Origin of the sequence: Acinetobacter sp. HZNU-JH01, assembly GCF_037996845.1 — a bacterium.
Lineage (GTDB): Bacteria > Pseudomonadota > Gammaproteobacteria > Pseudomonadales > Moraxellaceae > Acinetobacter > Acinetobacter haemolyticus.
Genome location: NZ_JBBMZX010000001.1, coordinates 1,984,522 through 2,008,929 on the forward strand (window position 1 = coordinate 1,984,522; position 24,408 = coordinate 2,008,929).

A 24,408-nucleotide genomic window follows, 5' to 3' on the forward strand; every position below is an offset into this window, starting at 1 on the left:
ATCAATTTTTATTGAGTTGTCCAAACACTGTGCTGGATATCAATGTGCACAGGAATCAATTGCTCTTGTTTAAATAAATCGGCAATTTGTTGCTGATGCTGAATCACTTCTGTGGTCAGTGGTTGAATGGGAGAGGGTTTCGGTCTTTTATCGAGTACACGTTGTGCTACAGGAGTGCTTAAACCAGTACTATTTACATAGATCTGTAAGGCTTGGTCTTGGTGTTGCACAATCCACTGATCTGCAAGATTGATGGTCTTTATTAACTTGAGGGCAGACTCTGGATGCTTTTGGATGAAGCTTGGATTGCCAATATAAAAAGAATAAGTGGTAGGAAAAGCTGAGCCATCGACCAAGGTTTTGGTATGACCTTGTAACTCCGCAGTACCTAAGTAGGGTTCCCAAATCGCCCATGCATCTACGGCTTGTTTATCAAATGCTGCACGAGCATCGGCAGGCGGTAACCAAATTGGTTGAATGTCATGCCATGATAAGCCTGCTTTTTGCAATGTTTTTGCAAGTAGCTCATGAGCACTTGAACCTTTTTGTACAGCGATACGCTTGCCTTTCAAATCTTGAAGGGTATCGATTTGATCCTCAGCATGAACCAATACCGCTTGACCAGTGGCTGGAACGACTTCATAGGCAATGTAACGTAACGGTTTTGCTGCGGCTTGTGCAAAAATGGGAGGTGTATTCCCGACATAGCCAAAGTCAACCGCACCAACGGCAAGCGCTTCTAACATTTGTGGCCCTGCTGGAAATTCACGCCATTCAATTTTGGTCTTGGGAAATTCTTGTTCAAAGAGTTTTTGTTGTTTTGCAACCAATAAAGCGAGTGATGATTTCTGGAAGCCAATTGTCAGTGTTTTGATCGCCGTGTGTTGATTGCTTGAAGCCGCTTTTTCCGTATTTTGAGATTCGGTCTTTTGGCAGCCACTGATTGAAAATGCAGAGATCAGTAAGCCGAGAATAGAAACTTTCGCTAATAACGTCATGATGATCCCCTATTATCGAATGTTGTTCTTTAATACGGCATCTTGAATCACAAGTTGCTTTGGAATCAGTTGTTGTGCGAAGAACGCGTTAGCCACATCTTGTTGTTCTGTCACAACCTTTTCTGAAATAGGTTGAACGCCAAAACCCATACGAGATATCGAGGTCTTTAACACATCAAACCCAAGACCAATCGGCTTTTCGAGTAGTTTTGCTGCATCTTCAGGATGTGCTTTGACCCAGTCTGTGGTCTGATTCAGTGTGGTAATCACTGTTTGTAAAACTGCTGGATTGTTCTCCGCATATTGGCGATCTGCCAAATAAAATTGATGGTTGTTCACCAGATTTTCGCCGTTGGCAATCACTCGGGCTTGGATTTGATGCTCGGCTGCAGCAAGGAACGGATCCCAAATAACCCAAGCATCAACCACGCCTTTTTCAAAGGCTGCACGTGCATCTGAAGGCGGTAAATAAACAGGTTGAATATCACTGAGCTTGAGATTGTGAGCTTCAAGTAGTTTAAGGAGGAGATAATGTACATTCGAACCTTTATTGAGTGCGATGCGTTTACCTTTTAGGTCTTGGATCGATTGTATAGGTGAGTCTTTTTGAACGATTAATGCCTCAGCTGTTGGAGCAGGTGGTTGGTTGGCGACATAAATCAAATTGGGATTCGCTGCTTGTGCGAAGATCGGTGGCGCTTCGCCTGCTTCACCAAAAACCACACTTCCTACATTCAAACCTTCCAGAAGCTGGGGACCCGCTGGGAATTCAATCCATTTCACCTTGATTCCCTGAGCAGCAAGGCGTTTTTCTAATTCACCTTTTGTTTTAACGATCGGCAAGATGCCATACTTTTGAAAGCCGATATTGAATGTTGTGGTTTCTTGTTGTGTTGTTGCTTGCTGCTCAGGTTTCTTTGCACAACCTGTGACTCCCATCAAACTGGCAAGGCTCGCTGCAATGATGAGATATGACCATGAATGCTTGCTTGAAATGATCATGTTGGTTGTGCTCCCCAAAAAATCAAAGATTGAATTAAGATGAGCAACCACGCTAAAACTTTTTCTATGATAGAAAAAATAACGAATTAGGCTTTATTTATAAGGAAAAGTGCAAAACACAAGATTGCATAAGCTTAGCCATGCTTTGTATAAACGCGATCATCAGAAAAGTTTATAAGATATTGTTTTTAATTTAATTAATTTTGGTATTTCAAGAAAACGACTATTTTTTATTTTAGATCAATCAGTAATATTGATGTGTTGTAGATATCTTTATGAGAAATAAAAATATCTACAACCTAAATGAACTCAAACTAAAACTTTTTTAAAGACTAAGGAGTTACGTTGATAGTTATAGAGCGCTTGGCGAGCATTGGGTAAATCATCGATACTGGCCGCGATAAAGCCTTGTTCCAAGAACCAGTGGGCCGTGCGAGTGGTTAGCACGAACAGTTGTTGAATGCCTTGTTGTTTGGCTTTAGTTTCTAGAAATTGCAAGATCTGGCTGCCACGATTGGATTTTCGATAGTTTGAATCCACAGCAACGCAGGCAATTTCTGCTGAACGGATTTCATTTTCTCCTGTAGGGATGGGGTAGAGTGCCGCACAGGCCAAAATCATGCCGTCACGTTCAATCACGGCAAATTGCTCAATTTCGCTTTCAAGAAGTTCGCGTGAGCGATAGACCAGAATTCCTTCTTGTTCGAGTGGGCGAAGTAGGTTAATCAAACCACCGACATCTTGGATGTTGGCGATTCGTACCTCCTCATAGTGAGCATCTGTGATTAGTGTACCGACCCCATCACGTGTAAATAGTTCTTCAATCAATGCACCATCATACGCATAAGAAATTAGATGCACACGATGTACACCAGACAATGATGCCTGTTGAGCTTGTTTGAGGTGTAAGGCAAACTCAGGATATTGTGATTGGAATTGTTGAATATAGGGTTCAAGTTGACGCGGACTTAACTCGCGTAGCAGTTGTTGTTGATCATTGATTAGCCCTTGTTTTTCACCTAAGAAAATCAGTTTATCGGCGTTTAATGCAGTTGCCGTTTTGGTTGCGACTTCTTCAGCGAGTAAATTAAAGACTTCACCCGTGGTTGAATAGCCAGTTGGCCCTAATAAAACAATATTATGGTTATCTAAATGACGTTGAATTGCATCGGTATCAATCGAACGTACATCGCCCGTGAGTTGGAAGTCGATTCCTTCACGAATACCGTAAGGTTTTGCAGTCACGAAATTGCCTGAAACCACATCAATGCGTGCGCCGTACATCGGCGAGTTGGCTAAACCCATGGATAATAGAGCTTCAATTTCTAGGCGAATTGAACCCACGGCATTCATTACACCACGTAGAGATTCGCGTGTGGTAATGCGACGATTTTGATGAAACGGTGTTTCGATCTGTTGTTGATGTAGATTTTGATTAATCTGAGGACGTGCGCCGTATACGAGGATTAAGCGAATGCCTAAAGAATGCAGCAGGGCAATATCGTGAATAATATGCTGAAAATTTTCATGCTGAACGGCTTCACCACCGAACATCAGAACAAAGGTTTTATCTCGGTGTGCATTAATATAAGGTGCAGAATGGCGAAACCAATGTACATAATGTTGAGTGCTGTGATGCAATTTTTCTACAGGCTTACTTGGCATACCGATCTCAAATCAACAGATATGAGATGATTCTAAACAAAAAAACTCAAACTCACATGGTTTAGTTTAATAAAAAGCACTCAAATGAAATTTGAGTGCGATCTTGTGAGCCATCCATCTCGTATAGGACTATGTGGTGTAGTTAGAATGCTCGAATAGTGACAATACTATTATCATCTGAGTTAACTAAGATATAGTCGTTGTTGATTTTGTACCATTGTTGATTACGTCCCGGCTTCGGTAGATTATTTTCTTTATAATCTATTTTATAGCCATTGCCACGGTAGTGTTGGGGCATGACATATCCCGCTTGCCAGCGATGTTGTTTCAAGCGCTCTACACCACGTTCCTCACGCATCCGGCGTTCACGCATCCGGTTGTCATTATCTGAACGTTCAAAATTGCGACCATGTTTGCCTCGCGTATCTTCATCGCGATCAAATGGAGGACTCGCAAAACTTGTTACACTCCCCAATAAGGCAGTTGAACCTAACATCAAAATAATGAAAAAATTTTTCATGATACACCTAATATCGGATGTCTCTCATGTGAAAACTGTACCTTAAAAATGCAGAGAAACTGTGAAGATCAATTCATTGTTCCTTTAAAAAGATGAAGATAATTTACACGGCTCTCTGCATCAAGTTAGTCTTCAATGCTGTTTGGAATTATTCTCATAAAGTCTTAATCTTGCGCATCAATACTTTGCCCGTTCATGTCTAAGCTATCATCACCCATCAGATAAAGATAGGCAGGCATGATGCTGTCCGGTGTAGGTAACACTTTCGGATCTTCATCTGGATAGGCTTTGGCACGCATTGCGGTACGTGTTCCACCTGGATTAATACAGTTATAGCGAATGTTTGGGAAGCTATTTTCTAAGGCAAAGATTTTGCTCATGGCTTCCGTCGCAATCTTGGAAACTGAATAAGCACCCCACAATGCACGTGCTTCACGCCCAACACCTGAACTGGTAAAGATCACAGAAGAATGTTCTGATTTTTCGAGTAAAGGTAATAAGGCTTGAGTTAAAGCAAAAGGCGCACGTAAATTTACCGCCATGACATCATCCCAGACATCCACAGGATAATTGGCGAGTTCCACACGATCACCTAGCATGCCAGCATTGTGCAAAATACCATCTAAACGGCCAAACTGCTGTTCTAAGGTATCGACCAAAAGCTCATAATCATGACTCGATGCCGTTGAGAGTTGTAATGGGAGAATAGCAGGTTGCGGCGCACCTAAAGCCTCAATTTCATCATAAATGACTTCAAGTTTGTTTAAGGTACGACCGTGTAATACCACAGTTGCACCATGAAGGGCATAACTCATCGCAGCAGCTCGTCCGATCCCATCACCAGCACCTGTGATTAAGATAATGCGATCTTTAAGTAGATCTGGGCGAGGTTGATATTCTGAATATTTCATTGTTATGCCTCCTGTTGTTATCTGAGTTGTTTAACTCATCATACCCTGATTTTCTGCTAAAACTGTGATTTTCTGTTGGAGCAATTGTTGAAGCTCAGCAACAGTGTGAATAATGGCATCTGCTTGCCACGCACTAAGATCATCACGGGATTCAATAGGTAAATAGCCATATGCAGCTAGAATGGTGTACATCCCTGCATGACGACCCGCATCAATATCACGGGGATGATCTCCGACATAGATAATCTCTTTCGGATCAATCTGTAGTTGTTTTGCCGCTAAATACATGGGTTCAGGATCTGGTTTAGTTTTACTCACATCTTCAGGACAAACCAGAACTGCGCAACGTTCAGTCAGTTTCAGTTCAGCCAATAAGGATTCACTCAAACCACGCGGTTTATTGGTCACGATTCCCCAAGGAATTTGATTTGCCTCAAGTTGTTCAAGTAATGGATACATACCCTCAAATAGATCGGTATCAACGACGATGTTGTCACCATACACATCTAAAAAGCGTTGGCGATGTGCTAAGAAAATAGGATCAGTGAGTTCTAATTCAGGATAAACCAATTTCACCATAGCACGTGCACCCTCAGACACTTGGGTGCGAATGAGTTCTGCATCAACGACAGGACGTTGCTCGTCCCGACACATTTGCTGAATGATTCGAATAAAGTCAGCTGCTGTGTCAATTAAGGTGCCATCTAGATCAAATAAAACAGCTTTCATTAAGCACCTGTATTCGTAGTATGAACCATGTAATTCACATCGACATTTGGGGCAAGCCAATAGTGCTTGGTGATCGGATTGTAATGTAAGCCAATCATTTCCTTGAGGGTTAAACCTGCATTGCGAATATCATGTGCCATTTCTGAAGGGCGGATGAATTTATGATAATCATGTGTGCCCTTTGGCAGTAAGCGCAATACATATTCTGCGCCAATAATCGCAAATAAATAGGATTTTGGATTGCGATTAATGGTTGAAAAGAACACATGACCACCAGGTTTCACCAAATTTTGGCAAGCTTGAACAATTGATGCAGGATCAGGCACGTGCTCCATCATTTCCATGCAAGTAACGACATCATATTGACCTGCTTGCTCTAGTGCTAGTTGTTCAACAGGAATTTGGCGATATTCGATATTTTGTACATTTTCTTGTTGTGCATGTAGGCGGCCCACTGCAAGCGGAGCCTCCCCCATATCAATGCCAAGAACATCAGCACCACGACGGGCCATACTCTCAGCCAAAATTCCACCACCACAACCCACATCGAGGACTTTTTTACCCGCTAAACCACCAACGCGTTCATCGATCCAGTTTAGGCGTAAGGGGTTGATTTGATGGAGTGGGCGAAATTCCGAATGTTGATCCCACCATTTGGCAGCCAATGCTTCAAATTTTGCGATTTCTTGCGGGTCAACATTCAATTGCGACATGGTGTCACCTCTATATTAGGATGATTATTTCGGTTTAATCTTTGGGTAGTGTAGCGATTCTGGCAAAAAAAGCGATAAATCCTATAAAAAACTTCACAGAAGAAAAACGAATTAGTCGAGTTTGCTTTATAATTAGCATATAAACTTACGAAAAATGCTTAGAGGAAAAGCACAGGCAATGAAAAAGTTAGTACTCAGTGGTTTAGGTGCAGTTGCGTTGACGTTTTCAATGAATGCAATGGCTGCCAATTTTGTTGAAGGCAAAGACTATACAGTTGTGGCCAATCCTGGAAAAACGGTCGCGCCAGCAGGACAATACGAAGTCCGTGAATTTTTTTGGTATGGTTGTGGTCACTGCTATAACCTTGAGCCGCATATGCAAACTTGGTTAAAGAAAATTCCAAAAGATGTATATTTCCTTCGTACACCAGCAGCCATGAATAAAGTGTGGGAACAAGGTGCGCGTGGTTACTATGTGTCAGAGGCGCTTGGTGTTCGTAAGAGAACTCATATTCCACTGTTCCATGCGATTCATGAGGGGGGTCAGCAGATCTTTGACCAAGCCTCTCAAGCGAAGTTCTTTGCGCGTTACGGTGTGCCAGAACAGAAATTTAATAGTATGTTTAACTCTTTCCCAATTACTGCAAAAATTGCGGAATCAAATCAGTTGGCTCAACAGTACCAATTGACAGGCGTACCTGCAGTCGTGGTAAACGGGAAATATGTGGTACATGGTGAAGATGCAAAAGTCACCCAAGTAGTTGACTTCTTATTAGAAAAAGAGCGTAAAGGCAAATAAAATTGATCTTTAGTTAAAGTATAAAGGACTGGGGGTAATTGCCGCAGTCCTTTTTATTCCGTGTTATTCATTATCCAAAGCTTCTATGTCAATTTGCACTTTTTGTGTAGGCAACGATAGAGCCTGATTGACATAAAGGTTAATTAATTTTTCCCGTGAGCCGATTGAGCGTTGGTAATAGCTTGAATTTAACAATAATGCTGCACCGTAGGTCAGTGACCAAATATAAGACAAATAATCACGAATCGACATGTCATAATTTTGCGACTTTAAATATTTTTCGGTCATTTCTTTCAAAGAAACAATACGTTGCTGACGAATTTCATAGAGCTCATCAAAGAGATGTTTTAACTTTGATTCAGTCATGGTGAGATGTTCTTCTAATTGATGCAATAGAATCGTACGACTTGGTGCTTTTAGATGATAGAGCATATAGCGAGGCGCATATTCTTTGACATCAGTATTATATTTATCTGAAATTTTTAAAATTTCTTTTTCATTTTGAATAATAAGTTCCAGTAGCAGTTCGTTTTTGCTGCGGAAATGTTTGTATAGTGTACCTTTGGCAATGTCCAGTTCGGCAACCAGTTCATCTAGGGTCATTTCTTGGTTGTTTTCTAGTAATAGTTTTTCAGCAACCTGCAAAATTTTTTCTTTGCGAATTAAGAACTGTGTATGACGATCAGGATTCATGATGCTTATAAGCTCCTCATAGTGTTCTAAACGGCAATGCTTTATTGTCTAATGCATAATAACGCGAAGCAATGCTTTTATATATCAAACTTTAAGCTTGATATAGTCAAACGTTTTGTGGTTCCCAATTTGAGATCCCATTAAATAACAAACGAACCTGAGTGGTTGCGTTGTCTATAAATAGATTCTGTTGTTCTAATAAATCATCGATCTCAAACTGTTTGGGTAGATTGATCCACGTCATCGCCCATGTAAAAGACATATTGATTAAAATGGTGGATAAGACTTGTAAATGTTTGGCGTCTTTAATGTGCTTGAAGGTTTCAAGCTTGCAGAGATCAATAGCGAGATCTTCAATCAAAAACTCAATTTCACGTGCAATTGCGATTCTTACCGTTTCGGATCCCCCCCAACGTTCGGCAATCATAAACTGCCATTGTTGCGGACTATGATTGACCGCCTGCACGAATAGCTCAATACTGGTGCGGGTTTTAGCTGCTCCACTATGTTTTAGATAGCTTTGACCGAGTTGATGAATCAGACTTTTGAGATGTAAAGAGACTTGATCAACGAGCTCTTGCCCCAGTGCTTCCATATCTTGGAAATGACGATAAAACGCTGTTGGTACTAAACCAACTTCGCGAGCAACTTCTCGCAAACTAATACTACTAAATGAGCGCCCAGAGGTACTGAGGTGAAGTGCTGCATCCAGTAGAGCTTGCCGACTCTGTTGTTTTCGTTCATCTCTAATCGACATGAATAAGATCCATTAAAACCATATAGTAGGGTTTGTTGATATTTCAGCCATGCCTTGCGTTATAGGCTAAAACCACACAAACAAGGCATGAAACGCAGACAATGGCGGCTCCCTTGTCAAGCTTCATAACGAAGTTTGAGGCAGTTTTAGCCATAACCCTGCGGGACAGGTTCATCTTTTGTCGCTACTGCGTTATGCCTTACTCATTTAGAAGGGCTAAATTTCGTAAGTCAAGCCTTGTATCGTCAAAAAGATGTTCTCTGTCGCAATGAGAGCTGAATAGCTCGCAAGGTGAAATGCCAACAGACCCTATAGTCTAGCAAAAAAAATAGCTTTTTTTTAGCTTTAATCCATTGCTCAATCAGACACTTTTTAGCTTTTGGCAAATTCAGTCACATTTTCAGCAGGTTCAGTATCTCCTCAAGGCGTTGTTTTTTTCAAGAGAATTTAAGCATTTATAAAAAAGAGTAAAAAACACTCAGAAAATTAGTGAACAAGTGTTGACTCAGTGAACACAAGTGAATATAGTGTACACATGTTCACTACATGAACATTTGTTCACTCAATATAAATAGCCAGATACAAAACGAGGAACGTATGAACGCAAAGTTAGGGTATCAGCCACACTGGGTTAGAGAAGATTTTGTTGATTTTGTTTTGCAAAAAATAAAACCAACTTTTGCTTGGAAACGTATTCTTGCTGAAGTGACAGCAGTACGCTCATTAAGTACAGATATGGTTTTATTGACTTTAAAGCCAAATCATAACTTTGATCTTTCGCAAGTAAGTGCAGGACAAAGTATTTTGATTACCTTGATGATTCAGGGGATTTATCATCAGCGTAGTTATTCAATTATTGATATTACGCCGCAAGGAGAGATCCGTCTGGGAATCAAAGTGCAAGGTCTAGTCTCTAGTGCAGCTCAGCTTTTACACGTGGGTGATTGTGTTGAAATCTCGCAAGCACAAGGTGATTTTGTTTTGCACCAAGGGCAGCAACCCGCACTATTAATTGCATCAGGTTCTGGTATCACTGCCATCTATTCTTTATTGAAACAAGCGATTGCACAGAACTTAAAAGAAATTCATGTGGTGTACTTCAACCGTGCTGAAGTGTTCCATCAAGAGATCGTGGATTTGGCGAAACAATATCCACAGCTAAAATACCATTTCTTTAATACCTCTGTAGCCAAACAGCATTTAGATACAGCTTTGTTAGAGCAATTGGTACCGAATTTTAAAGAAATTCAAGCCTATGCATGTGGTCACCACAGCATGATGCGTCAAGCACAAGAGATCTATATGCAACATGGCGCAGCAGAAAATTTCCATCAGGAATTCTTCCAACCTGTGCAGTTGGAACAGTCCAATGAAGCTCAACAGATTACCTTCCGCCGTGCACAACAGAACTTTATTGCAACGACGAATCTCCTAAGTAGTGCAGAACAAGCAGGTTTACGCCCACAACATGGTTGCCGTATGGGTGTATGTAACCGCTGTAGCTGTACCAAAGTCAGCGGCGTGACACAAAATGTGATCACGGGTGAAATTGATGATCAACCGAACCGCGCAATCAAATTATGTGTGAGTCAGGCGCTTAGCCCAGTCACGATTGACCTATAAAAAGAAATATTGAGGATTATCACAATGAATATGGCATTAGAGTTTAAAACAGCATCCAAATCGGCCCATTTAACACCTGAGCAAGTTGCAGAGTTTGGTCGCCGTGTAGAAGCAATTCGTCTTGAGGTGATGCAAAACCTTGGTGAACAAGATTCGAAATATATCTACAAAGTACGTAATTTTGTGCGTTACACCGAGATTGCTTCACGTAGCATGTTGATGTTTGGAGGCTGGATTCCACCTGTATGGTTGGTCGGAACAGCAATGCTGGGCGTTTCTAAAATCGTAGAAAACATGGAGCTTGGACACAATGTTATGCATGGCCAGTTTGACTGGCTGAATGATCCAAGTTTACGTGGTGAAGACTATGATTGGGACAATACCTGTTCAGGTAATGACTGGCGTTATACGCATAACTATATGCACCATACTTACACCAATATCGTTGGTAAAGACCACGATGTCGGCTATGGTATTTTACGCGTAAGTGAAGATCAGAAATGGGAAGTCCGTCACTTGGCGAATATTCCATTGGCATTGCAATTGATGTTCTTTTTTCAGTGGTATGTGGGCGTACAAAATTTACATTTGGAAGATGCTTTAGTTTATAAAACCAAAACTTGGAAACAGGTCTGGGACGATGCAGCGGAGTTCCGTAAAAAAGCCAAACGCCAAGTGTTAAAAGATTATGTATTCTTCCCTGCGATTGCGACCATTAACTTTATTCCTGTGTTAGCTGGAAATGCAGTGGCGAACATTATCCGTAATCTTTGGTCATCGGCAGTGATTTTTAATGGTCACTTCACCGAAGATGCGGAAACTTTTGAAGCAGACAATACTGAAAATGAAACCAAAGCTGAGTGGTACTTACGCCAAATTCGTGGTTCAAGTAACTTCACCGGTGGGAAATGGATGCACTTTATGAGTGGTAATTTAAGCCATCAGATTGAACACCATTTATTCCCAGATATGCCAGCCAATCGTTATGAAGAAGTTGCACCTAAAATCAGAGTGTTATGTGCTGAATATGGTATCAACTATAACGAAGCGAACTTTATGAAGCAGTTTTGGACGGTTTGGGTACGTTTAGCCAAATGTTCACTGCCAAATGATGTCGGTAGCCATCTTGCTCAAGCAATAAGCAAACTGAAGGCAAAATTGAAGTTTGCTTAAATGGGTGAATTGTAACGAATAAGTAAAACGGAATAGGTAGGCAAATGAGCTATACTATGGCGCAATTACTTTTGTGCCATAGTTTTAAGGAATCATTATGCGTATTGACCAGAGAGCATTAGACCAATTACGAGAGGTAAAAATTACCCGTAACTATACCCGTTACGCTGAAGGTTCAGTTTTGGTTGAGTTTGGTCATACCAAAGTGCTGTGTACAGCAAGCATTGACAACTCTGTTCCACGATTTTTAAAAGGACAAGGGCAAGGTTGGGTGACTGCTGAATATGGCATGTTACCGCGTTCAACACATACCCGTAGTGATCGTGAAGCAGCACGCGGTAAGCAAAGTGGTCGTACTCAAGAGATTCAACGTTTGATTGGTCGTAGTTTGCGTGCCATGGTGGATTTGAAGAAGTTAGGTGAAAACACCATTACGATTGACTGTGATGTGATCCAAGCGGATGGTGGAACGCGTACTGCAGCAATTACAGGTGCAGCAGTGGCTTTGGTTGATGCAATGAATGTATTGCTCAGCAACAAAAAAATTAAACAAGACCCTTTAAAAGGTCTGATCGCTGCAATCTCGGTGGGAATGTATCAAGACGAAGTTCTCCTCGATTTATGCTACGAAGAAGATTCAAATTGCCAAACGGATTTAAATGTGGTGATGACACAAGCGGGTGAATTTATTGAAATTCAAGGAACGGCAGAAGATAAACCGTTTACTCGCCAACAGTGTAATGCCATGTTAGAGCTTGCAGAAAAAGGAATCGCGGAATTGATTCAGAAGCAACAGCAAGCACTCGGTTGGTAAGTTCCAGTTGATAGTGCGGGCGGTCTGGTTTTTTTAGACCGCCTTTTTTTTATTTGAATGCGACCCTAATAGATTATCATTGATAACATCATAGGATGTTTATCTTTAAAGACCTGTTACCGGAATAGCCTACAAAGATCAAGTGAATACTTTCATAAAGTAACAGAGCACTCTGATTTACCCCATTTTATTTTGATAGATTGAGCAAAAATTGAAATGAAGAATGATAGGGGAAATGATGCTACAGATCTTTCTGGTATTTCTAACAGCAGTTACGTTTGTATTAATGGCGGTTGATCCGCGACCAAATGATGTGGCGGAGTCAAAATCAGCGTGGACTGAACAGACCAAAGCATCTGATCATTCAAAACCAGATGCTTCGTTTACTGAGCAATCAACGATGAATAAAAACGACTCCGAGCAGGCTTAAGCATTAAAACGCATCGATAAATCAACAGCTCTTACATCTTTGGTGAGCACACCCATTGAAATGTAATCCACACCTGTTGTCGCAACTTCGCGTAAATTCTCAATGGTGATATTGCCAGAAGCTTCTAATTTACAGCGACCTGCAACATGTTTTACAGCATCAATCATTTGTTGCTGACTAAAGTTATCTAACATGACAATATCAGCACCTGCTTCAAGTGCCTGATTGAGTTCATCCCAAGTTTCAACTTCAACTTCGACAGGTTTACCCGGCGCGATTTCATGGGCCTTAGTAATCGCTTGTGCAATACCACCCGCTGCCATGATGTGATTTTCTTTAATCAGGAAAGCATCAAATAAACCTAAACGATGGTTTTGACCACCACCTACAGCCACTGCATATTTTTGTGCGATGCGTAAACCCGGTAAAGTTTTTCGTGTATCGAGTAGTTTGGTATGTAAGCCATCAAGTTGTTTTACATAACTGGCTGTTTTGGTTGCAACTGCTGAAAGTGTTTGGATAAAGTTTAAAGCTGGACGTTCCACTGTCAATAAACTACGGGCTGAACCTGCAAGCTTTAAAAAAGCTTCATTGGCAGCCACAACATCACCTTCTTGTTTTAACCAAGTGACTTGAACCGTGTTGTCATAAGCTTGAATCAGTGCATTGACCCAAGGTTGACCCGCCAAGACCATTTCTTCACGGCTAATAATGGTTGCAGTTGCTTGTTCATCTGCTGGTGTGAGCATGGCGGTGATATCACCGTCCCCAATATCTTCTTGTAATGCTTGTTGAATATTGATTTGAATAGATTGTTCAAGCAAAGATTGAGGAATACTCATACCATTTCCAGTAGATTTTGACTAAAAAACTTGGGGCTTATATTAGCACCCTCGGCTTAAAAAATAAGTATTTCATCTCGATTATTCTGGATAAAGCATGTCAAAATGGAAACATAAATATTAAATTGCTGATTCGAGTCACAATGTCACAATCTAGATTTACGCAAGTGCAAGATGGAATATTATTGGGTGCAACACAGATTGCATCACCAAATTTTAATGTACGCCCCCCTGATACCGATATTCAATTGATTGTGATTCATAACATCAGCTTACCGCCGTCGCAGTTTGGTGGTGGTTATATTCAGCAGTTTTTTCAGAATCAATTGGACTGGTCTGTGCATCCTTATTTTCAGACCATTGAAGGTATGCAGGTATCGGCTCATTTGTTGATTTTGCGGACAGGTGAAGTCATTCAATTTGTGAATTTTCAGCACCGTTCATGGCATGCAGGCCGTTCGAGTTATCTTGCCCAAAAAGAATGCAATGATTATTCGATTGGTATTGAACTCGAGGGGAGTGATGATCTGCCATTTGAGCCTGAACAATATCAAGCCTTAGTTGAGGTGGTGCACACACTGCGTCAAGCATATCCTAAGATTCAACGCCATATTGCAGGGCATTCGGATATTGCACCTCAGCGTAAAACTGATCCAGGCCCATATTTTGATTGGCAATTATTTCGTAATATGCTCGCGAAACACAAATGAAGTGAAAAAACAGCATCAGATTTATGATTCTACAACGAAATTTGTTTGAACTTTTATTACAATAACGCTTTTGAAAAATAAGCCGTAGGTGAGTGCGATGGCATTGTGGCGATCGACTGTTATTGTCAGTGCAATGACGATGTTATCTCGAGTACTTGGATTGGTACGAGACATTGTACTGCTCAATGTTTTTGGTGCAGGTAAGGACTTCGATACCTTTGTCGTGGCGTTTCGTATTCCCAACTTTTTTCGACGGTTGTTTGCGGAAGGGGCATTTTCACAAGCTTTTATTCCTGTTTTGACGGAATATAAAACCAGTCGTACCCATGCCGAAGTACAAATTCTCATTAGTCGTGTTTTTGGTTGTTTATTAACAGCGATGTCACTGCTGACGCTGATTGCAATGATTGCCGCGCCTGTGATCATTTATATCTATGCACCTGGCTTCCATAAGGATCCAGAGAAGTTTGCACTTGCAGTAGATTTGTTTCGCCTCACTATTCCTTACTTAATGTTTATGTCACTGACGGCTTTCGCCAGCAGTATTTTAAATAGTTATGGTTCTTTTGCCTCACCTGCATTTGCCCCCGTACTACTGAACATTGCAATGATCGCAGGTGCATGGTGGCTGACACCTTTTATGGCAGAACCGATCATGGCGCTAGGGTGGGCAGTGGTGGTAGCAGGTGTACTGCAACTGGCGATCCAGATTCCTGAATTATGGAAAAAGAAATTACTGATTCCACCAAAAGTTGACTTTAAACACGAAGGCGTGGATCGTATTATAAAATTAATGCTGCCCGCATTATTTGGTGTTTCTGTCACTCAAATCAATTTATTACTGAATACGATTTGGGCATCATTTATGCAGGATGGCTCAGTATCATGGTTGTATAGTGCTGAACGTATGACTGAGCTGCCATTAGGTCTGATTGGGGTCGCGATTGGTACCGTGATTTTACCTTCATTGTCGGCTCGACATGCGGAACAGGATCAAACGAAGTTTAGAGGAATGTTGGATTGGGCAGCAAAGATCATCATGTTGGTGGGCATTCCAGCCAGCATTGCTTTATTTATGTTGTCTACGCCGATTATTCAGGCCTTGTTTCAACGTGGTGAATTTACTTTAGAAGATACTCAGATGACCGCTTTGGCCTTGCAATGTATGAGCGCGGGTGTCATTTCATTTATGCTGATCAAAGTTTTTGCTCCAGGTTTTTATGCACAACAAGATACCAAGACACCTGTGCGTGTCGGCTTAATCGCAGTTGCTGCAAATGCGATTTTAAATGTCTTGTTTATTGGTTTATTTAAATTGAATGGCTGGGAAGCGGAGCACATGGCGTTGGCGATGGCATCTTCAGGTTCGGCTTTAGTAAATGCAGGCCTACTCTATTACTATTTGCACAAGCGCAATATTTATCGCTTTGGAGCACATTGGAAGAAACTCGCTCTCCAATTTAGTGTTGCCAATATCGTGATGATTGCTGCCTTGTGGTATGGCCTAACGTGGTATCAAGGTGATATTTCACAGTGGTTACGTGTTGCAGAGGTCATGGGTTTGTGCGTACTTGGTGTAGTTGCTTATGTTATTGGATTATTCGTAACAGGATTTAGACCAAGACATTTGAAACACTAAATTATAAGCATTAAAAAAATACCCCTTCTTTTTTCAAAGAAGGGGTATTTCAAATCTGAATTACTTAACTTCGATGAGCTCAATTTCAAAAATCAGTGTGCTGTTTGGGCCAATCGCATCACCTGCACCAACTTCACCATAAGCAAGATTCGACGGAATGAAGAAACGACTTTTGCCACCTTCCTTCATGGTTTGTAGTCCTTCGGTCCAACCGGGAATCACTTGACTGAGTTTAAACTCAACCGGTTGATTGCGGGCAATTGAGCTATCAAACACTGTACCATCCAGTAAGCGTCCTTCATAGTTAACCTTTACCGTTGCACTAGCTTTAGGTGACTTTCCTTTACCTGCTTGAAGCACTTGATACTGTAAACCTGATCTTGTGGTTACTATATTGGCTTTTTTACGATTTTCTGCCAAGAATGCTTTGCCAATTTTATCATTCTCTTGGGCAATCTCTTGAAACTCAACCAGTTGTTTGGCTTCTATGCGCTTTTTATACTGATTTAATACGTTTGCCATTTCTTCATCACTTAAGGATGCTGGCTTGCCTTGAGTTGCTTCTTTTAAGCCCTGTATAAAAGCATCAATATTCAAATCCTTGAGGGTATTGGCATTGCCTTTACCCATTAAATAACCGTAGCTATAGCCCAACTGTTCTTGTTGTGGGCTTTTCAAAGTGATTGGTGCCGCATAAGCGCTACCCATCAGCATACTCATTAAAATTAAACTTAATTTTTTCATTATTTCGTCCAGAATGCATTTGCAAAAATAAGGGAGAGCACATGCTCTCCCTATATTTATTATTTAACTGCGATGAGTTCAACATCAAAAATCAAAGTACTATTCGGCGGAATAGAGCCTGGAACACCTTGAGCACCATAACCTAAGTTTGCAGGAATATAGAAGGTTGCCTTACCACCTTCTTTCATCAATTGTAAGCCTTCAGTCCAGCCAGGAATCACTTGATTGAGTGGGAACTCAATTGGCTCACCACGATCATAAGAACTGTCAAATACTGTACCATCGGTCAATTGACCTTTGTAATGTACTTTCACCACTGAAGTCTCGGTTGGTTTTTTACCTGTGCCTTCTTTCGTGACTTTATATTGCAAGCCCGAATCTGTGGTTTTAACGCCTTCTTTTTTGGCATTTTCTGTTAAGAAAGTATTGCTGGTTGCTTCGGCTTTTTGAGACTCTTCGATTTGCTTTTGTTGCATATCTTGTTGGAATTCTACGTAAGCGGCTTGTAGTTCTTCCTCAGTATAAGCAGCAGGTTTATCTGCATGTCCATCACGAAAACCAGTGATAAATGCGCTTGTTTCTAACTCTGGTGGAGTCTGTTTCGCAACTTCATAACCTAAGGCGTAGCTAATTTTAGCAACTGGGGCTGCATTTTTATCAGCTTTACTACCAAGCTCAGTCGCAGGATGTTGAGTGGCATAATAAATTGGAACAAGGGCTGCACCGCCTAAAACGGCTGCGACAATAACAGGTAACGCTTTACTCATGAGATGTCCAAAATTGAGATTTTGATAAAAAATATGGCATTGATCTTAGCATGTCTCTGCTTTCGCATTGAATAACTGATCAGAAAAATGCGTGTATTTTTTATAGGCTTTATGTTTTCTAAAAGATGTTAGTATCTGGTTTCGCAATAAAGCCAGATCATTGATCTGGCTTTATCATCATGTAAACAAAGAGGGTTTAGTCGTCTTTGTTATTTGCTTTATAGGCATAAGCATAGTTATAACCATAGCCATAACCACCGCTTGCACGTTGAATATCATTCAAAATGAATCCATTTACTTTGACGCCAGCTTGATCAAAACGATTCAAACTGAGCTCAAGTTCTTTCATTTGTGATTTGGCATAACGAGCAACCAATAAAGTAACGCCGACGTATTGAGAAATGATAATACCATCCGTTACTGCCAAAATTGGTGGCGTATCGATGATGATATGGTCATACTGAGGGCTGAGGGTTTCAAGCAATGTTTTAAATTGCTCAGAACTTAGAATTTCAGATGGATTGGCTGGGTTTTTGCCACGAGTAATAATACTCAGACCTGAAACTTCCGTCTCATGAATCACTTGGCTCAGTTCAGCTTGACCAGTCAGTAATTCAGCAAGTCCTGGTTTCACGTCTTTGCTAAAGTATTTATGCAAATAGCCGCGACGAAGGTCCGCATCAATCAGTAAGATCTTTTTATTACTTTGAGCAAAGATCGTTGCAAGATTGGTTGAGATGAATGACTTCCCGACCTCAGGTGCAGGGCCTGCGATCATTACAATATTGTTTTTGGCATTATTTAATGCAAAGTGAATGGCGGTACGAATACTCCGTAAACTTTCGACAGCAATATCATCGCTATTTTTAACAGCAAGAATTGGAATGCTCTTTTTCTTTTTCAAAATACTCATACGAGTTTCTTGAACTGGGGAGTGTGGTACTGTTGCATAGACAGGTAGATCAAGCTCTCGTTCAATCTGAGATGAATCTTTAATCCCGGTACGTAACATATTGCGTAATAAAGCAATCAAAGTCCCAATGAAACCACCAAGGAAAATAGCAAGTATTAGAATTTGCAACTTTTTAGGTTTAATTGGTTCTACTGGTTCTACAGCGGTATCCACAATACGTACATTACCAATCTCGCCAGCTTTGGCAATACGAAGTTGTTGGTAAGAGTTTAACAACGCTGTGTACAATTGCGTGTTGACTTCAACTTCACGATAAAGCTGTAAATATTGTCTTTGTAGATCAGGTAATTGTTTTAATGTGCTGTTCAGATCGGCAATTTGCTTTTTTATCGCAGTGATTTGGGCATTAATTTCACGCATTGCTGGGTGTTCTGCCGTATATTTGGCTGCAATATCTGCTTGTTTCTGTTCGAGTTCAATCTTTTTAGTTTCTAATGTGATGCTCTGTGTGAGATATAGTTCAGACTCTTTGGTAACGTCCACAGTATTGTACTGTTGACGGAACTTATTGAACTCACGTTCTGCCTTATCGAGTTGTTGTTTTAACTCTGGTAATTGCTCATCCAAAAATTTAAGTGTTTGGGCTGTTTCTGCTGATTTACGTGCAACATTTTGTGCACTATAAGCGGATAAGATTGCATTGAGCACTTTGGTGATGTGTTGTTTATCTTCACCTTGATAAGTGAGTCCTAAAATTCCAGTCAATTTACCTTTTTCTGCCACGGAGTAGTTTGCACTAATCGCTCTTACAGCAGTAGGGAGTGAGCGTTTACGAATTAAATAATCCGTATTCAGTTGGTCTTTTGAAAAAATACTAAGCTTCCAGGTGCCGTAGCGATTGGAAAGCTGATTTTCCTGATTCAAAGGAGCCGATAACAGCACTTCATCTGCTTTTGTATCAATTAATTCGAATTGGCTCTCTTTAAAGTTTAATTTGAGCGTTTTATCTAGAAAAACTTGTGGAATGTCAAATTGACGAACTTCAAAGTTTTTTTGACCATCTTGAAATGTGATGCCTTTAGGACCATATTCGATTGCATCATCAGGTTTTCCAAGTAATCGTTGTGTAAAGGTATCATTCGGATTTGATATATTGACATCGAGGTTTAATGCTTGAATCACTGAGCCAAGAACCAAGCGGGATTTTAGAATTTCGATTTCAGACTGGGCTGGGGATTTTTGGTCGATAACCTGAGAGAGATCACCCAACAGTGCAGCCGAAGCCCCTTTACTACTTTCAACTTGTACCAGCGCATCAACAGAATATGTATTTGGTGTGGTGCGTAGATAGAGTAATGCACATACAAGACTGAGCATGATGCACAATGCGATCAGTTTCCATTGTGCCAGTAGCGCAAAGAAAAGTTCCTTTAAGTCAATCGTATCTTCAGTATTGGTATTTTGGCTCATAATCTTAAATCTAAAAGTTAAATATATTTTTTCCAATCAGCCACACACTGCTGAATCAGCTGGCATGTACTATCAAAAAAAGCTTGATCATGTTGATAGGGATCGGACACATTCTTATTTTGCCAATGCCCTAGGCGAAAGACTTTGCCTTTAGCAAATGGCCATGTTTGTTCAATATGTTTTTGTTGATTTTGACTCATCACCAAAACCAAATCCGCATTTTTAAGATGTTCAGCTTGTAGCTTTTTTGCAATATGTGCACTCATGTCGATATCAAGTGCTTGCATGCAATGCAGCGCTTTTTCATCTGCTGGATGACCTGTTAAGCCTGAGATACCAGCAGATTCAATATGAAGTTGGGGGTAGGCTTGCTTTAAGAAATATTCTGCCATGGGACTACGACAGATATTTCCCACACAGATCACCAAGATATTTTTAATCTGCATCAGTTCCCCAAACGATCAATATTATATAAAGCACTTGAGAAAGGAATAATTTGGTTGACCACACGCTGCCAACGCGTTAAACCAGTTGCATCCACATAGACAATATCGTTACTGCGCAATTTAAATTGATTGGCAAGACCAAAATCACCCAAGCTCATTAAATTCATATGATACAGTGCCGTGCTGCGGTCATTTGGATTGGTTCTGAGTACGTAAATACGACTAGCACTGCCTGATAGCGGGTTGATGCCTAAGCTTTCACCTAAAGCATCACTTAAGGTCATGCCTTGATCACGCATAGGTAACGCCTGATTCTTACCAGATTCACCCATCACATAAATTTTTTGATTCTCTCTGGTACTAACATAAATCGTATCATTCGGTTGTACTAAAAGTTTATGTAGTGAGTAGCCTGACTTTTCAAGCTCAATTGTGTTCAGATCGTAAGTTTGACCATTACGAATCAACTGAATATAAGTATTTGCGCCTTTGTCATTAATGCCGCCGGCCATACCAAGTGCAGTATAAATACTAGTTGGCTGGTCATTTAAATAGAATTGACCACCACGAAGCACACTGCCTTGTACTGAATAACGTTGGCCCTGATAAGATAAAACACGAACGATAACATCAGGATTTTTTAAATAACGTGCAAACTGGTTACGTAGTTCAGTATTCAGTTGTGCCAAACTTTTTCCAGCCGCTTTATAACGACCCACTAAAGGAAGTTGAATATAGCCACTCGCATCAATCGGGTAACCTAAAGCTTGGACAGCTTGTTCATTGTTTACAGCATTAACTGGTGGAGTGATTTCAGGGTAAGCCCACAGTTGAATGGAAAGCACATCACCTGCACTTAAACGATAGCTGACTTGTTGTTTTTGGAATAAAGCGTTGTATTGGTGTTGATAGTTCACTTGTGCAGGTTGCACAGCAGCTAGGTTTTCCTGATCTATCTTAATGACATTGACTGTTGTTCCCAGATCGGTGGTATACAGCCCTTCTGCTGGGATGTCATAGGTTTGTAAGCCCGAGGTAACAGCACAACTAGTTGCAGCGATACTCACCGCGAGAATAGAAAAAAGCTGATAATACTTCACACACGACCCTTGATTATTTATATCTAATTAATATCAGTAGCCTAAAAACTCACAGTCTTGAGGCCCAGAATTTGTCCAATTCTAGCTGAAAAAACTCAAAAAAGCATTGAGAAATATAGGGGCTTTGTATGTTTAGTATTACTGCAATGATCGGCATTTATAAACAGACTTTTCTTTCCTGTGAGGATTTTTCGCTTTGAACAGAACCTTTTTATTGTAATTGTAACTTAATGAAGTAAAACAGTTCTGAACAGTTTTCGTTGAGAGGATGTGTTGTATGATGGCTTTGAATGAAAAATAATAGGTGAGATCAAATGAAAAAAAGAATTTTACTGATATTCGGTACACGACCAGAAGCAATTAAAATGGCACCTTTAGCATTAAAGTTACAAGCATACGATCAAAACTTTGAAACCAAGGTATGTGTGACGGGACAGCACCGTCAGATGCTCGATCAAGTTTTAGAATTATTTAATTTAACACCTGATTTTGATCTTGATTTAATGAAACCTGGGCAAACCTTATCTGATGTGACATCTGGTGTTTTAAAAGGACTCGAACAGGTATTTGCAGAATGGATGCCGGATATGATTCTTGTGCATGGTGATACCGCAACAACTTTTGCAGCCTCACTAGCGGGCTATTATCATAAAATTAAAATTGGTCATGTCGAAGCAGGTTTACGGACAGGGGATCTTTATTCACCTTGGCCAGAAGAAGCAAATCGTCAACTCACTGGTGTACTCGCAAATTATCATTTTGCGCCAACTCAGTCATCTTATCAAAATTTGATTAATGAGAATGTTAACCCTGCAACAGTCGTGATTACTGGGAATACAGTGATTGATGCTTTACTTCAGGTTAAAACCAAAGTGGAGCAAGAGCAGAATCTCATTCAGAAGTTTGAGCAAGAATTTAGCTTTTTAGATAAAAAAAAACTAATCTTGGTTACTGGGCATCGTCGTGAGAACTTTGGGCAAGGTTTTCTCAATATTTGTACTGCTTTGGCAAACCTTGCAAAAAAATATTCTGATATTCAGATTGTTTACCCTGTTCATCTAAATCCAAATGTACAGCAGCCTGTAAATGAACTGCTGGCAAATATTGATAATGTCTTCTTAATCGCACCTCAGGATTATCTACCCTTTGTTTATTTGATGAATCGTAGCTATTTAATCTTGACCGACTCCGGTGGTATCCAAGAAGAAGCTCCTTCTTTAGGCAAACCAGTTTTAGTCATGCGAGATACAACAGAACGTCCTGAAGCTGTTGAGGCAGGAACAGTGCGTTTAGTAGGCACTGATGTGAATACAATTGAAAATGCTGTGATTGATTTATTAGAAAATCTAACAACCTATAAGACGATGTCTGAAGCACACAATCCCTATGGTGATGGCACGGCTTGTCAGAAAATCGTTGAATATATGAAAAGTAAGTTAGTTTGAACACTACTAAGTATGAAACTTACCATATTAATTTATAATATTGTGATGAACTTCACAATATAGGGTTGGCAGCGTATGGGTTCTGAAACTGTGTAAACACATTCATACAATTGAAATGTAGAGGCTATAAAAAATCTGCTATAGTACGCGCAATTATTTTATTGCTGTTCTATGCAGTATCTACAGATAAAAAATTGTAAGGGATAAGGCTTTATTTATGCTAACACTTGCCGAGTTAAAAATAGCAATTATTGGTTTAGGGTATGTCGGTTTGCCACTGGCAGTTGAATTTGGTAAGAAAGTCTCGGTTGTTGGATTTGATATTCATCAAAAACGTGTAGATGAGCTTAAAAGTGGACAAGATCACACGCTAGAAGTTTCGCCAGAAGAATTAAAGCAAGCCTCTCATTTGAGCTATACAGCAGATTTAGACGATTTAAAAGATTGTAATTTTTTTATTGTCACTGTTCCAACTCCGATTGATGACTATAAACAACCCGATTTGACACCTTTAATAAAAGCCTCTACTAGTATCGGTAAGGTATTAAAAAAAGGCGATATTGTTGTTTATGAGTCTACTGTTTACCCAGGAGCAACAGAAGAAGCGTGTATTCCAGTGCTTGAGCAGGTGTCTGGTTTAAAATTTAATCAGGATTTTTTCGCAGGCTATAGTCCAGAGCGTATTAATCCAGGTGATAAATTGCACCGTGTGACTAATATTCTTAAAATTACGTCTGGTTCAACGCCAGAAATTGCTGAATTTGTTGATCAGGTTTATAACTTAGTTATTGAAGCGGGAACGCATAAAGCACCGAGTATTAAAGTTGCTGAAGCTGCTAAAGTAATCGAAAATACGCAGCGTGATGTCAATATTGCATTGATTAATGAGTTGGCTGTGATCTTCAATAAGATGGGCATAGATACTGAAGCCGTACTTGAGGCTGCAGGTACTAAATGGAACTTCTTGCCATTCCGTCCTGGTTTGGTTGGGGGGCATTGTATTGGGGTTGATCCATATTATCTAACCCATAAAGCCCAAGCAATTGGTTATCATCCTGAAATTATTCTTGCAGGTCGTCGATTAAATGACAATATGGGTGCTTATGTCGTTACTCAGCTTGTTAAAGGAATGATTAAAAAGAAAATTCAGGTGGAAGGTGCCAAAGTCTTAATCCTAGGCCTTAGTTTTAAAGAAAACTGCCCAGATATTCGAAACACCAAAATTATTGATATAGTAGCTGAGCTAAAAGAATACGAGACACAAGTTGATGTGTATGATCCGTGGGTTGACCAAGCAGAAGCTGAGCATGAATACGGGATTACACCAGTTCAGTCAGTTGAAAAGAATACTTATGATGCAGTGATCTTAGCTGTTGCGCATGAGCAATTTAAAGAGATGGGCGCTACTGCTATCCGTGCTTTAGGTAAAAATAATCATGTTTTATATGACTTAAAATATGTTTTATCTCAAGCAGAGTCAGATATCCGACTATAAATCATAAGGA

At 40.3% G+C, this 24,408-nt stretch carries 24 protein-coding genes; 9 read left to right on the forward strand and 15 right to left on the reverse strand.

Annotated features, from left to right (window positions below; all coding sequences use genetic code 11):
- Positions 1-8: 8 nt before the first annotated feature.
- From AAC851_RS09500 to ubiG, 7 genes are all read right to left on the reverse strand, one after another.
- Complete coding sequence (locus tag AAC851_RS09500) at positions 9-998, reverse strand: aliphatic sulfonate ABC transporter substrate-binding protein (RefSeq protein WP_153569056.1); 990 nt, start codon at positions 996-998, stop codon at positions 9-11.
- A 12-nt stretch (positions 999-1,010) separates the two neighbouring features.
- Positions 1,011-2,000 (reverse strand): sulfonate ABC transporter substrate-binding protein, encoded by a 990-nt coding sequence (locus AAC851_RS09505; RefSeq protein WP_005092722.1) that lies wholly within the window; start codon positions 1,998-2,000, stop codon positions 1,011-1,013.
- A 309-nt stretch (positions 2,001-2,309) separates the two neighbouring features.
- Positions 2,310-3,665 carry an amino-acid N-acetyltransferase gene (argA, locus tag AAC851_RS09510; protein ID WP_005092720.1) on the reverse strand — a complete coding sequence of 452 codons (1,356 nt, stop codon included), beginning with the start codon at positions 3,663-3,665 and terminating at the stop codon, positions 2,310-2,312.
- A 142-nt stretch (positions 3,666-3,807) separates the two neighbouring features.
- Positions 3,808-4,185: an RcnB family protein gene (locus AAC851_RS09515; protein ID WP_004637377.1), complete on the reverse strand. Its 378-nt coding sequence runs from the start codon at positions 4,183-4,185 to the stop codon at positions 3,808-3,810.
- 164 nt (positions 4,186-4,349) lie between these two features.
- Positions 4,350-5,096 (reverse strand): YciK family oxidoreductase, encoded by a 747-nt coding sequence (locus AAC851_RS09520; RefSeq protein WP_161416683.1) that lies wholly within the window; start codon positions 5,094-5,096, stop codon positions 4,350-4,352.
- 30 nt (positions 5,097-5,126) lie between these two features.
- A complete protein-coding gene (locus tag AAC851_RS09525) occupies positions 5,127-5,825 on the reverse strand; it encodes an HAD family hydrolase (protein ID WP_340600800.1) in 699 nt (232 codons plus the stop codon).
- On the reverse strand, positions 5,825-6,538 hold the full coding sequence (gene ubiG / locus AAC851_RS09530) for a bifunctional 2-polyprenyl-6-hydroxyphenol methylase/3-demethylubiquinol 3-O-methyltransferase UbiG (protein WP_004637380.1): 714 nt from the start codon (positions 6,536-6,538) through the stop codon (positions 5,825-5,827). Before ubiG ends, AAC851_RS09525 begins: the two co-directional genes overlap by 1 nt.
- A 178-nt stretch (positions 6,539-6,716) precedes the next feature.
- Here ubiG and AAC851_RS09535 point away from each other — a divergent pair, with 178 nt between their 5' ends.
- Positions 6,717-7,337: a thiol:disulfide interchange protein DsbA/DsbL gene (locus AAC851_RS09535; RefSeq protein ID WP_075316442.1), complete on the forward strand. Its 621-nt coding sequence runs from the start codon at positions 6,717-6,719 to the stop codon at positions 7,335-7,337.
- Positions 7,338-7,400: 63 nt separating this feature from the next.
- Here the strand turns inward: AAC851_RS09535 and AAC851_RS09540 are convergent, their stop codons facing one another.
- Positions 7,401-8,030 (reverse strand): TetR/AcrR family transcriptional regulator, encoded by a 630-nt coding sequence (locus AAC851_RS09540; RefSeq protein ID WP_075316441.1) that lies wholly within the window; start codon positions 8,028-8,030, stop codon positions 7,401-7,403.
- 106 nt (positions 8,031-8,136) lie between these two features.
- A complete protein-coding gene (locus tag AAC851_RS09545; protein ID WP_004637383.1) occupies positions 8,137-8,787 on the reverse strand; it encodes a TetR family transcriptional regulator in 651 nt (216 codons plus the stop codon).
- A gap of 597 nt (positions 8,788-9,384) precedes the next feature.
- Here AAC851_RS09545 and AAC851_RS09550 point away from each other — a divergent pair.
- The 4 genes from AAC851_RS09550 to AAC851_RS09565 all read left to right on the forward strand — a co-directional run bounded on the left by AAC851_RS09550 (position 9,385) and on the right by AAC851_RS09565 (position 12,827).
- Positions 9,385-10,410: a ferredoxin reductase gene (locus tag AAC851_RS09550; RefSeq protein ID WP_042874097.1), complete on the forward strand. Its 1,026-nt coding sequence runs from the start codon at positions 9,385-9,387 to the stop codon at positions 10,408-10,410.
- 30 nt (positions 10,411-10,440) lie between these two features.
- Positions 10,441-11,583, forward strand: a complete 1,143-nt coding sequence (locus AAC851_RS09555; protein ID WP_340601043.1) for a fatty acid desaturase family protein — start codon at positions 10,441-10,443, stop codon at positions 11,581-11,583.
- A gap of 97 nt (positions 11,584-11,680) precedes the next feature.
- Positions 11,681-12,397, forward strand: coding sequence for a ribonuclease PH (gene rph / locus AAC851_RS09560; protein WP_004637386.1), 717 nt, complete (start codon positions 11,681-11,683; stop codon positions 12,395-12,397).
- A gap of 238 nt (positions 12,398-12,635) precedes the next feature.
- Complete coding sequence (locus AAC851_RS09565) at positions 12,636-12,827, forward strand: ABZJ_00068 family colistin stress protein (RefSeq protein WP_115736669.1); 192 nt, start codon at positions 12,636-12,638, stop codon at positions 12,825-12,827.
- On the opposite strand, the gene nadC is transcribed toward AAC851_RS09565, so the two are convergent.
- On the reverse strand, positions 12,824-13,669 hold the full coding sequence (gene nadC, locus AAC851_RS09570; protein WP_004637388.1) for a carboxylating nicotinate-nucleotide diphosphorylase: 846 nt from the start codon (positions 13,667-13,669) through the stop codon (positions 12,824-12,826). The two genes, AAC851_RS09565 and nadC, sit on opposite strands and share 4 nt — an antisense overlap.
- Positions 13,670-13,812: 143 nt before the next feature.
- On the opposite strand from nadC, the gene ampD reads away from it, so the two are divergent.
- Positions 13,813-14,379, forward strand: coding sequence for a 1,6-anhydro-N-acetylmuramyl-L-alanine amidase AmpD (ampD, locus tag AAC851_RS09575; protein WP_160132346.1), 567 nt, complete (start codon positions 13,813-13,815; stop codon positions 14,377-14,379).
- Between the two features lie 88 nt (positions 14,380-14,467).
- Positions 14,468-16,018 carry a murein biosynthesis integral membrane protein MurJ gene (murJ, locus tag AAC851_RS09580; protein ID WP_340600801.1) on the forward strand — a complete coding sequence of 517 codons (1,551 nt, stop codon included), beginning with the start codon at positions 14,468-14,470 and terminating at the stop codon, positions 16,016-16,018.
- Positions 16,019-16,078: 60 nt separating this feature from the next.
- Here murJ and AAC851_RS09585 read toward each other — a convergent pair whose 3' ends face one another.
- The 5 genes from AAC851_RS09585 to AAC851_RS09605 all read right to left on the reverse strand — a co-directional run bounded on the left by AAC851_RS09585 (position 16,079) and on the right by AAC851_RS09605 (position 21,458).
- Positions 16,079-16,762 carry an FKBP-type peptidyl-prolyl cis-trans isomerase gene (locus tag AAC851_RS09585; RefSeq protein ID WP_005085849.1) on the reverse strand — a complete coding sequence of 228 codons (684 nt, stop codon included), beginning with the start codon at positions 16,760-16,762 and terminating at the stop codon, positions 16,079-16,081.
- Positions 16,763-16,821: 59 nt separating this feature from the next.
- Positions 16,822-17,529, reverse strand: coding sequence for an FKBP-type peptidyl-prolyl cis-trans isomerase (locus tag AAC851_RS09590; protein ID WP_340600802.1), 708 nt, complete (start codon positions 17,527-17,529; stop codon positions 16,822-16,824).
- A 196-nt stretch (positions 17,530-17,725) separates the two neighbouring features.
- Entirely contained in the window at positions 17,726-19,912 is a 2,187-nt protein-coding gene (locus AAC851_RS09595) for a polysaccharide biosynthesis tyrosine autokinase (RefSeq protein ID WP_340600803.1), read from the reverse strand.
- A gap of 17 nt (positions 19,913-19,929) precedes the next feature.
- Positions 19,930-20,358, reverse strand: coding sequence for a low molecular weight protein-tyrosine-phosphatase (locus tag AAC851_RS09600; protein WP_340600804.1), 429 nt, complete (start codon positions 20,356-20,358; stop codon positions 19,930-19,932).
- Positions 20,358-21,458, reverse strand: coding sequence for a polysaccharide biosynthesis/export family protein (locus tag AAC851_RS09605; protein ID WP_340600805.1), 1,101 nt, complete (start codon positions 21,456-21,458; stop codon positions 20,358-20,360). The genes AAC851_RS09600 and AAC851_RS09605 overlap by 1 nt, the downstream gene beginning before the upstream one ends.
- Before the next feature lie 314 nt (positions 21,459-21,772).
- Here AAC851_RS09605 and wecB point away from each other — a divergent pair, with 314 nt between their 5' ends.
- Together wecB and tviB are read left to right on the forward strand one after the other, a co-directional pair.
- Entirely contained in the window at positions 21,773-22,903 is a 1,131-nt protein-coding gene (wecB, locus tag AAC851_RS09610) for a non-hydrolyzing UDP-N-acetylglucosamine 2-epimerase (RefSeq protein WP_340600806.1), read from the forward strand.
- A 217-nt stretch (positions 22,904-23,120) separates the two neighbouring features.
- Positions 23,121-24,398 carry a Vi polysaccharide biosynthesis UDP-N-acetylglucosamine C-6 dehydrogenase TviB gene (gene tviB / locus AAC851_RS09615; RefSeq protein ID WP_340600807.1) on the forward strand — a complete coding sequence of 426 codons (1,278 nt, stop codon included), beginning with the start codon at positions 23,121-23,123 and terminating at the stop codon, positions 24,396-24,398.
- Positions 24,399-24,408 lie beyond the last annotated feature (10 nt).

What these genes read in the sequence shown, in the direction of transcription:
- AAC851_RS09500 (WP_153569056.1), bottom strand. Translation starts at nt 998, where the DNA reads ATGACGTTATTAGCGAAAGTTTCTATTCTCGGCTTACTGATCTCTGCA.
- AAC851_RS09505 (WP_005092722.1), bottom strand. Translation starts at nt 2,000, where the DNA reads ATGATCATTTCAAGCAAGCATTCATGGTCATATCTCATCATTGCAGCG.
- argA (WP_005092720.1), bottom strand. Translation starts at nt 3,665, where the DNA reads ATGCCAAGTAAGCCTGTAGAAAAATTGCATCACAGCACTCAACATTAT.
- AAC851_RS09515 (WP_004637377.1), bottom strand. Translation starts at nt 4,185, where the DNA reads ATGAAAAATTTTTTCATTATTTTGATGTTAGGTTCAACTGCCTTATTG.
- AAC851_RS09520 (WP_161416683.1), bottom strand. Translation starts at nt 5,096, where the DNA reads ATGAAATATTCAGAATATCAACCTCGCCCAGATCTACTTAAAGATCGC.
- AAC851_RS09525 (WP_340600800.1), bottom strand. Translation starts at nt 5,825, where the DNA reads ATGAAAGCTGTTTTATTTGATCTAGATGGCACCTTAATTGACACAGCA.
- ubiG (WP_004637380.1), bottom strand. Translation starts at nt 6,538, where the DNA reads ATGTCGCAATTGAATGTTGACCCGCAAGAAATCGCAAAATTTGAAGCA.
- AAC851_RS09535 (WP_075316442.1), top strand. Translation starts at nt 6,717, where the DNA reads ATGAAAAAGTTAGTACTCAGTGGTTTAGGTGCAGTTGCGTTGACGTTT.
- AAC851_RS09540 (WP_075316441.1), bottom strand. Translation starts at nt 8,030, where the DNA reads ATGAATCCTGATCGTCATACACAGTTCTTAATTCGCAAAGAAAAAATT.
- AAC851_RS09545 (WP_004637383.1), bottom strand. Translation starts at nt 8,787, where the DNA reads ATGTCGATTAGAGATGAACGAAAACAACAGAGTCGGCAAGCTCTACTG.
- AAC851_RS09550 (WP_042874097.1), top strand. Translation starts at nt 9,385, where the DNA reads ATGAACGCAAAGTTAGGGTATCAGCCACACTGGGTTAGAGAAGATTTT.
- AAC851_RS09555 (WP_340601043.1), top strand. Translation starts at nt 10,441, where the DNA reads ATGGCATTAGAGTTTAAAACAGCATCCAAATCGGCCCATTTAACACCT.
- rph (WP_004637386.1), top strand. Translation starts at nt 11,681, where the DNA reads ATGCGTATTGACCAGAGAGCATTAGACCAATTACGAGAGGTAAAAATT.
- AAC851_RS09565 (WP_115736669.1), top strand. Translation starts at nt 12,636, where the DNA reads ATGCTACAGATCTTTCTGGTATTTCTAACAGCAGTTACGTTTGTATTA.
- nadC (WP_004637388.1), bottom strand. Translation starts at nt 13,669, where the DNA reads ATGAGTATTCCTCAATCTTTGCTTGAACAATCTATTCAAATCAATATT.
- ampD (WP_160132346.1), top strand. Translation starts at nt 13,813, where the DNA reads ATGTCACAATCTAGATTTACGCAAGTGCAAGATGGAATATTATTGGGT.
- AAC851_RS09585 (WP_005085849.1), bottom strand. Translation starts at nt 16,762, where the DNA reads ATGAAAAAATTAAGTTTAATTTTAATGAGTATGCTGATGGGTAGCGCT.
- AAC851_RS09590 (WP_340600802.1), bottom strand. Translation starts at nt 17,529, where the DNA reads ATGAGTAAAGCGTTACCTGTTATTGTCGCAGCCGTTTTAGGCGGTGCA.
- AAC851_RS09595 (WP_340600803.1), bottom strand. Translation starts at nt 19,912, where the DNA reads ATGAGCCAAAATACCAATACTGAAGATACGATTGACTTAAAGGAACTT.
- AAC851_RS09600 (WP_340600804.1), bottom strand. Translation starts at nt 20,358, where the DNA reads ATGCAGATTAAAAATATCTTGGTGATCTGTGTGGGAAATATCTGTCGT.
- wecB (WP_340600806.1), top strand. Translation starts at nt 21,773, where the DNA reads ATGAAAAAAAGAATTTTACTGATATTCGGTACACGACCAGAAGCAATT.
- tviB (WP_340600807.1), top strand. Translation starts at nt 23,121, where the DNA reads ATGCTAACACTTGCCGAGTTAAAAATAGCAATTATTGGTTTAGGGTAT.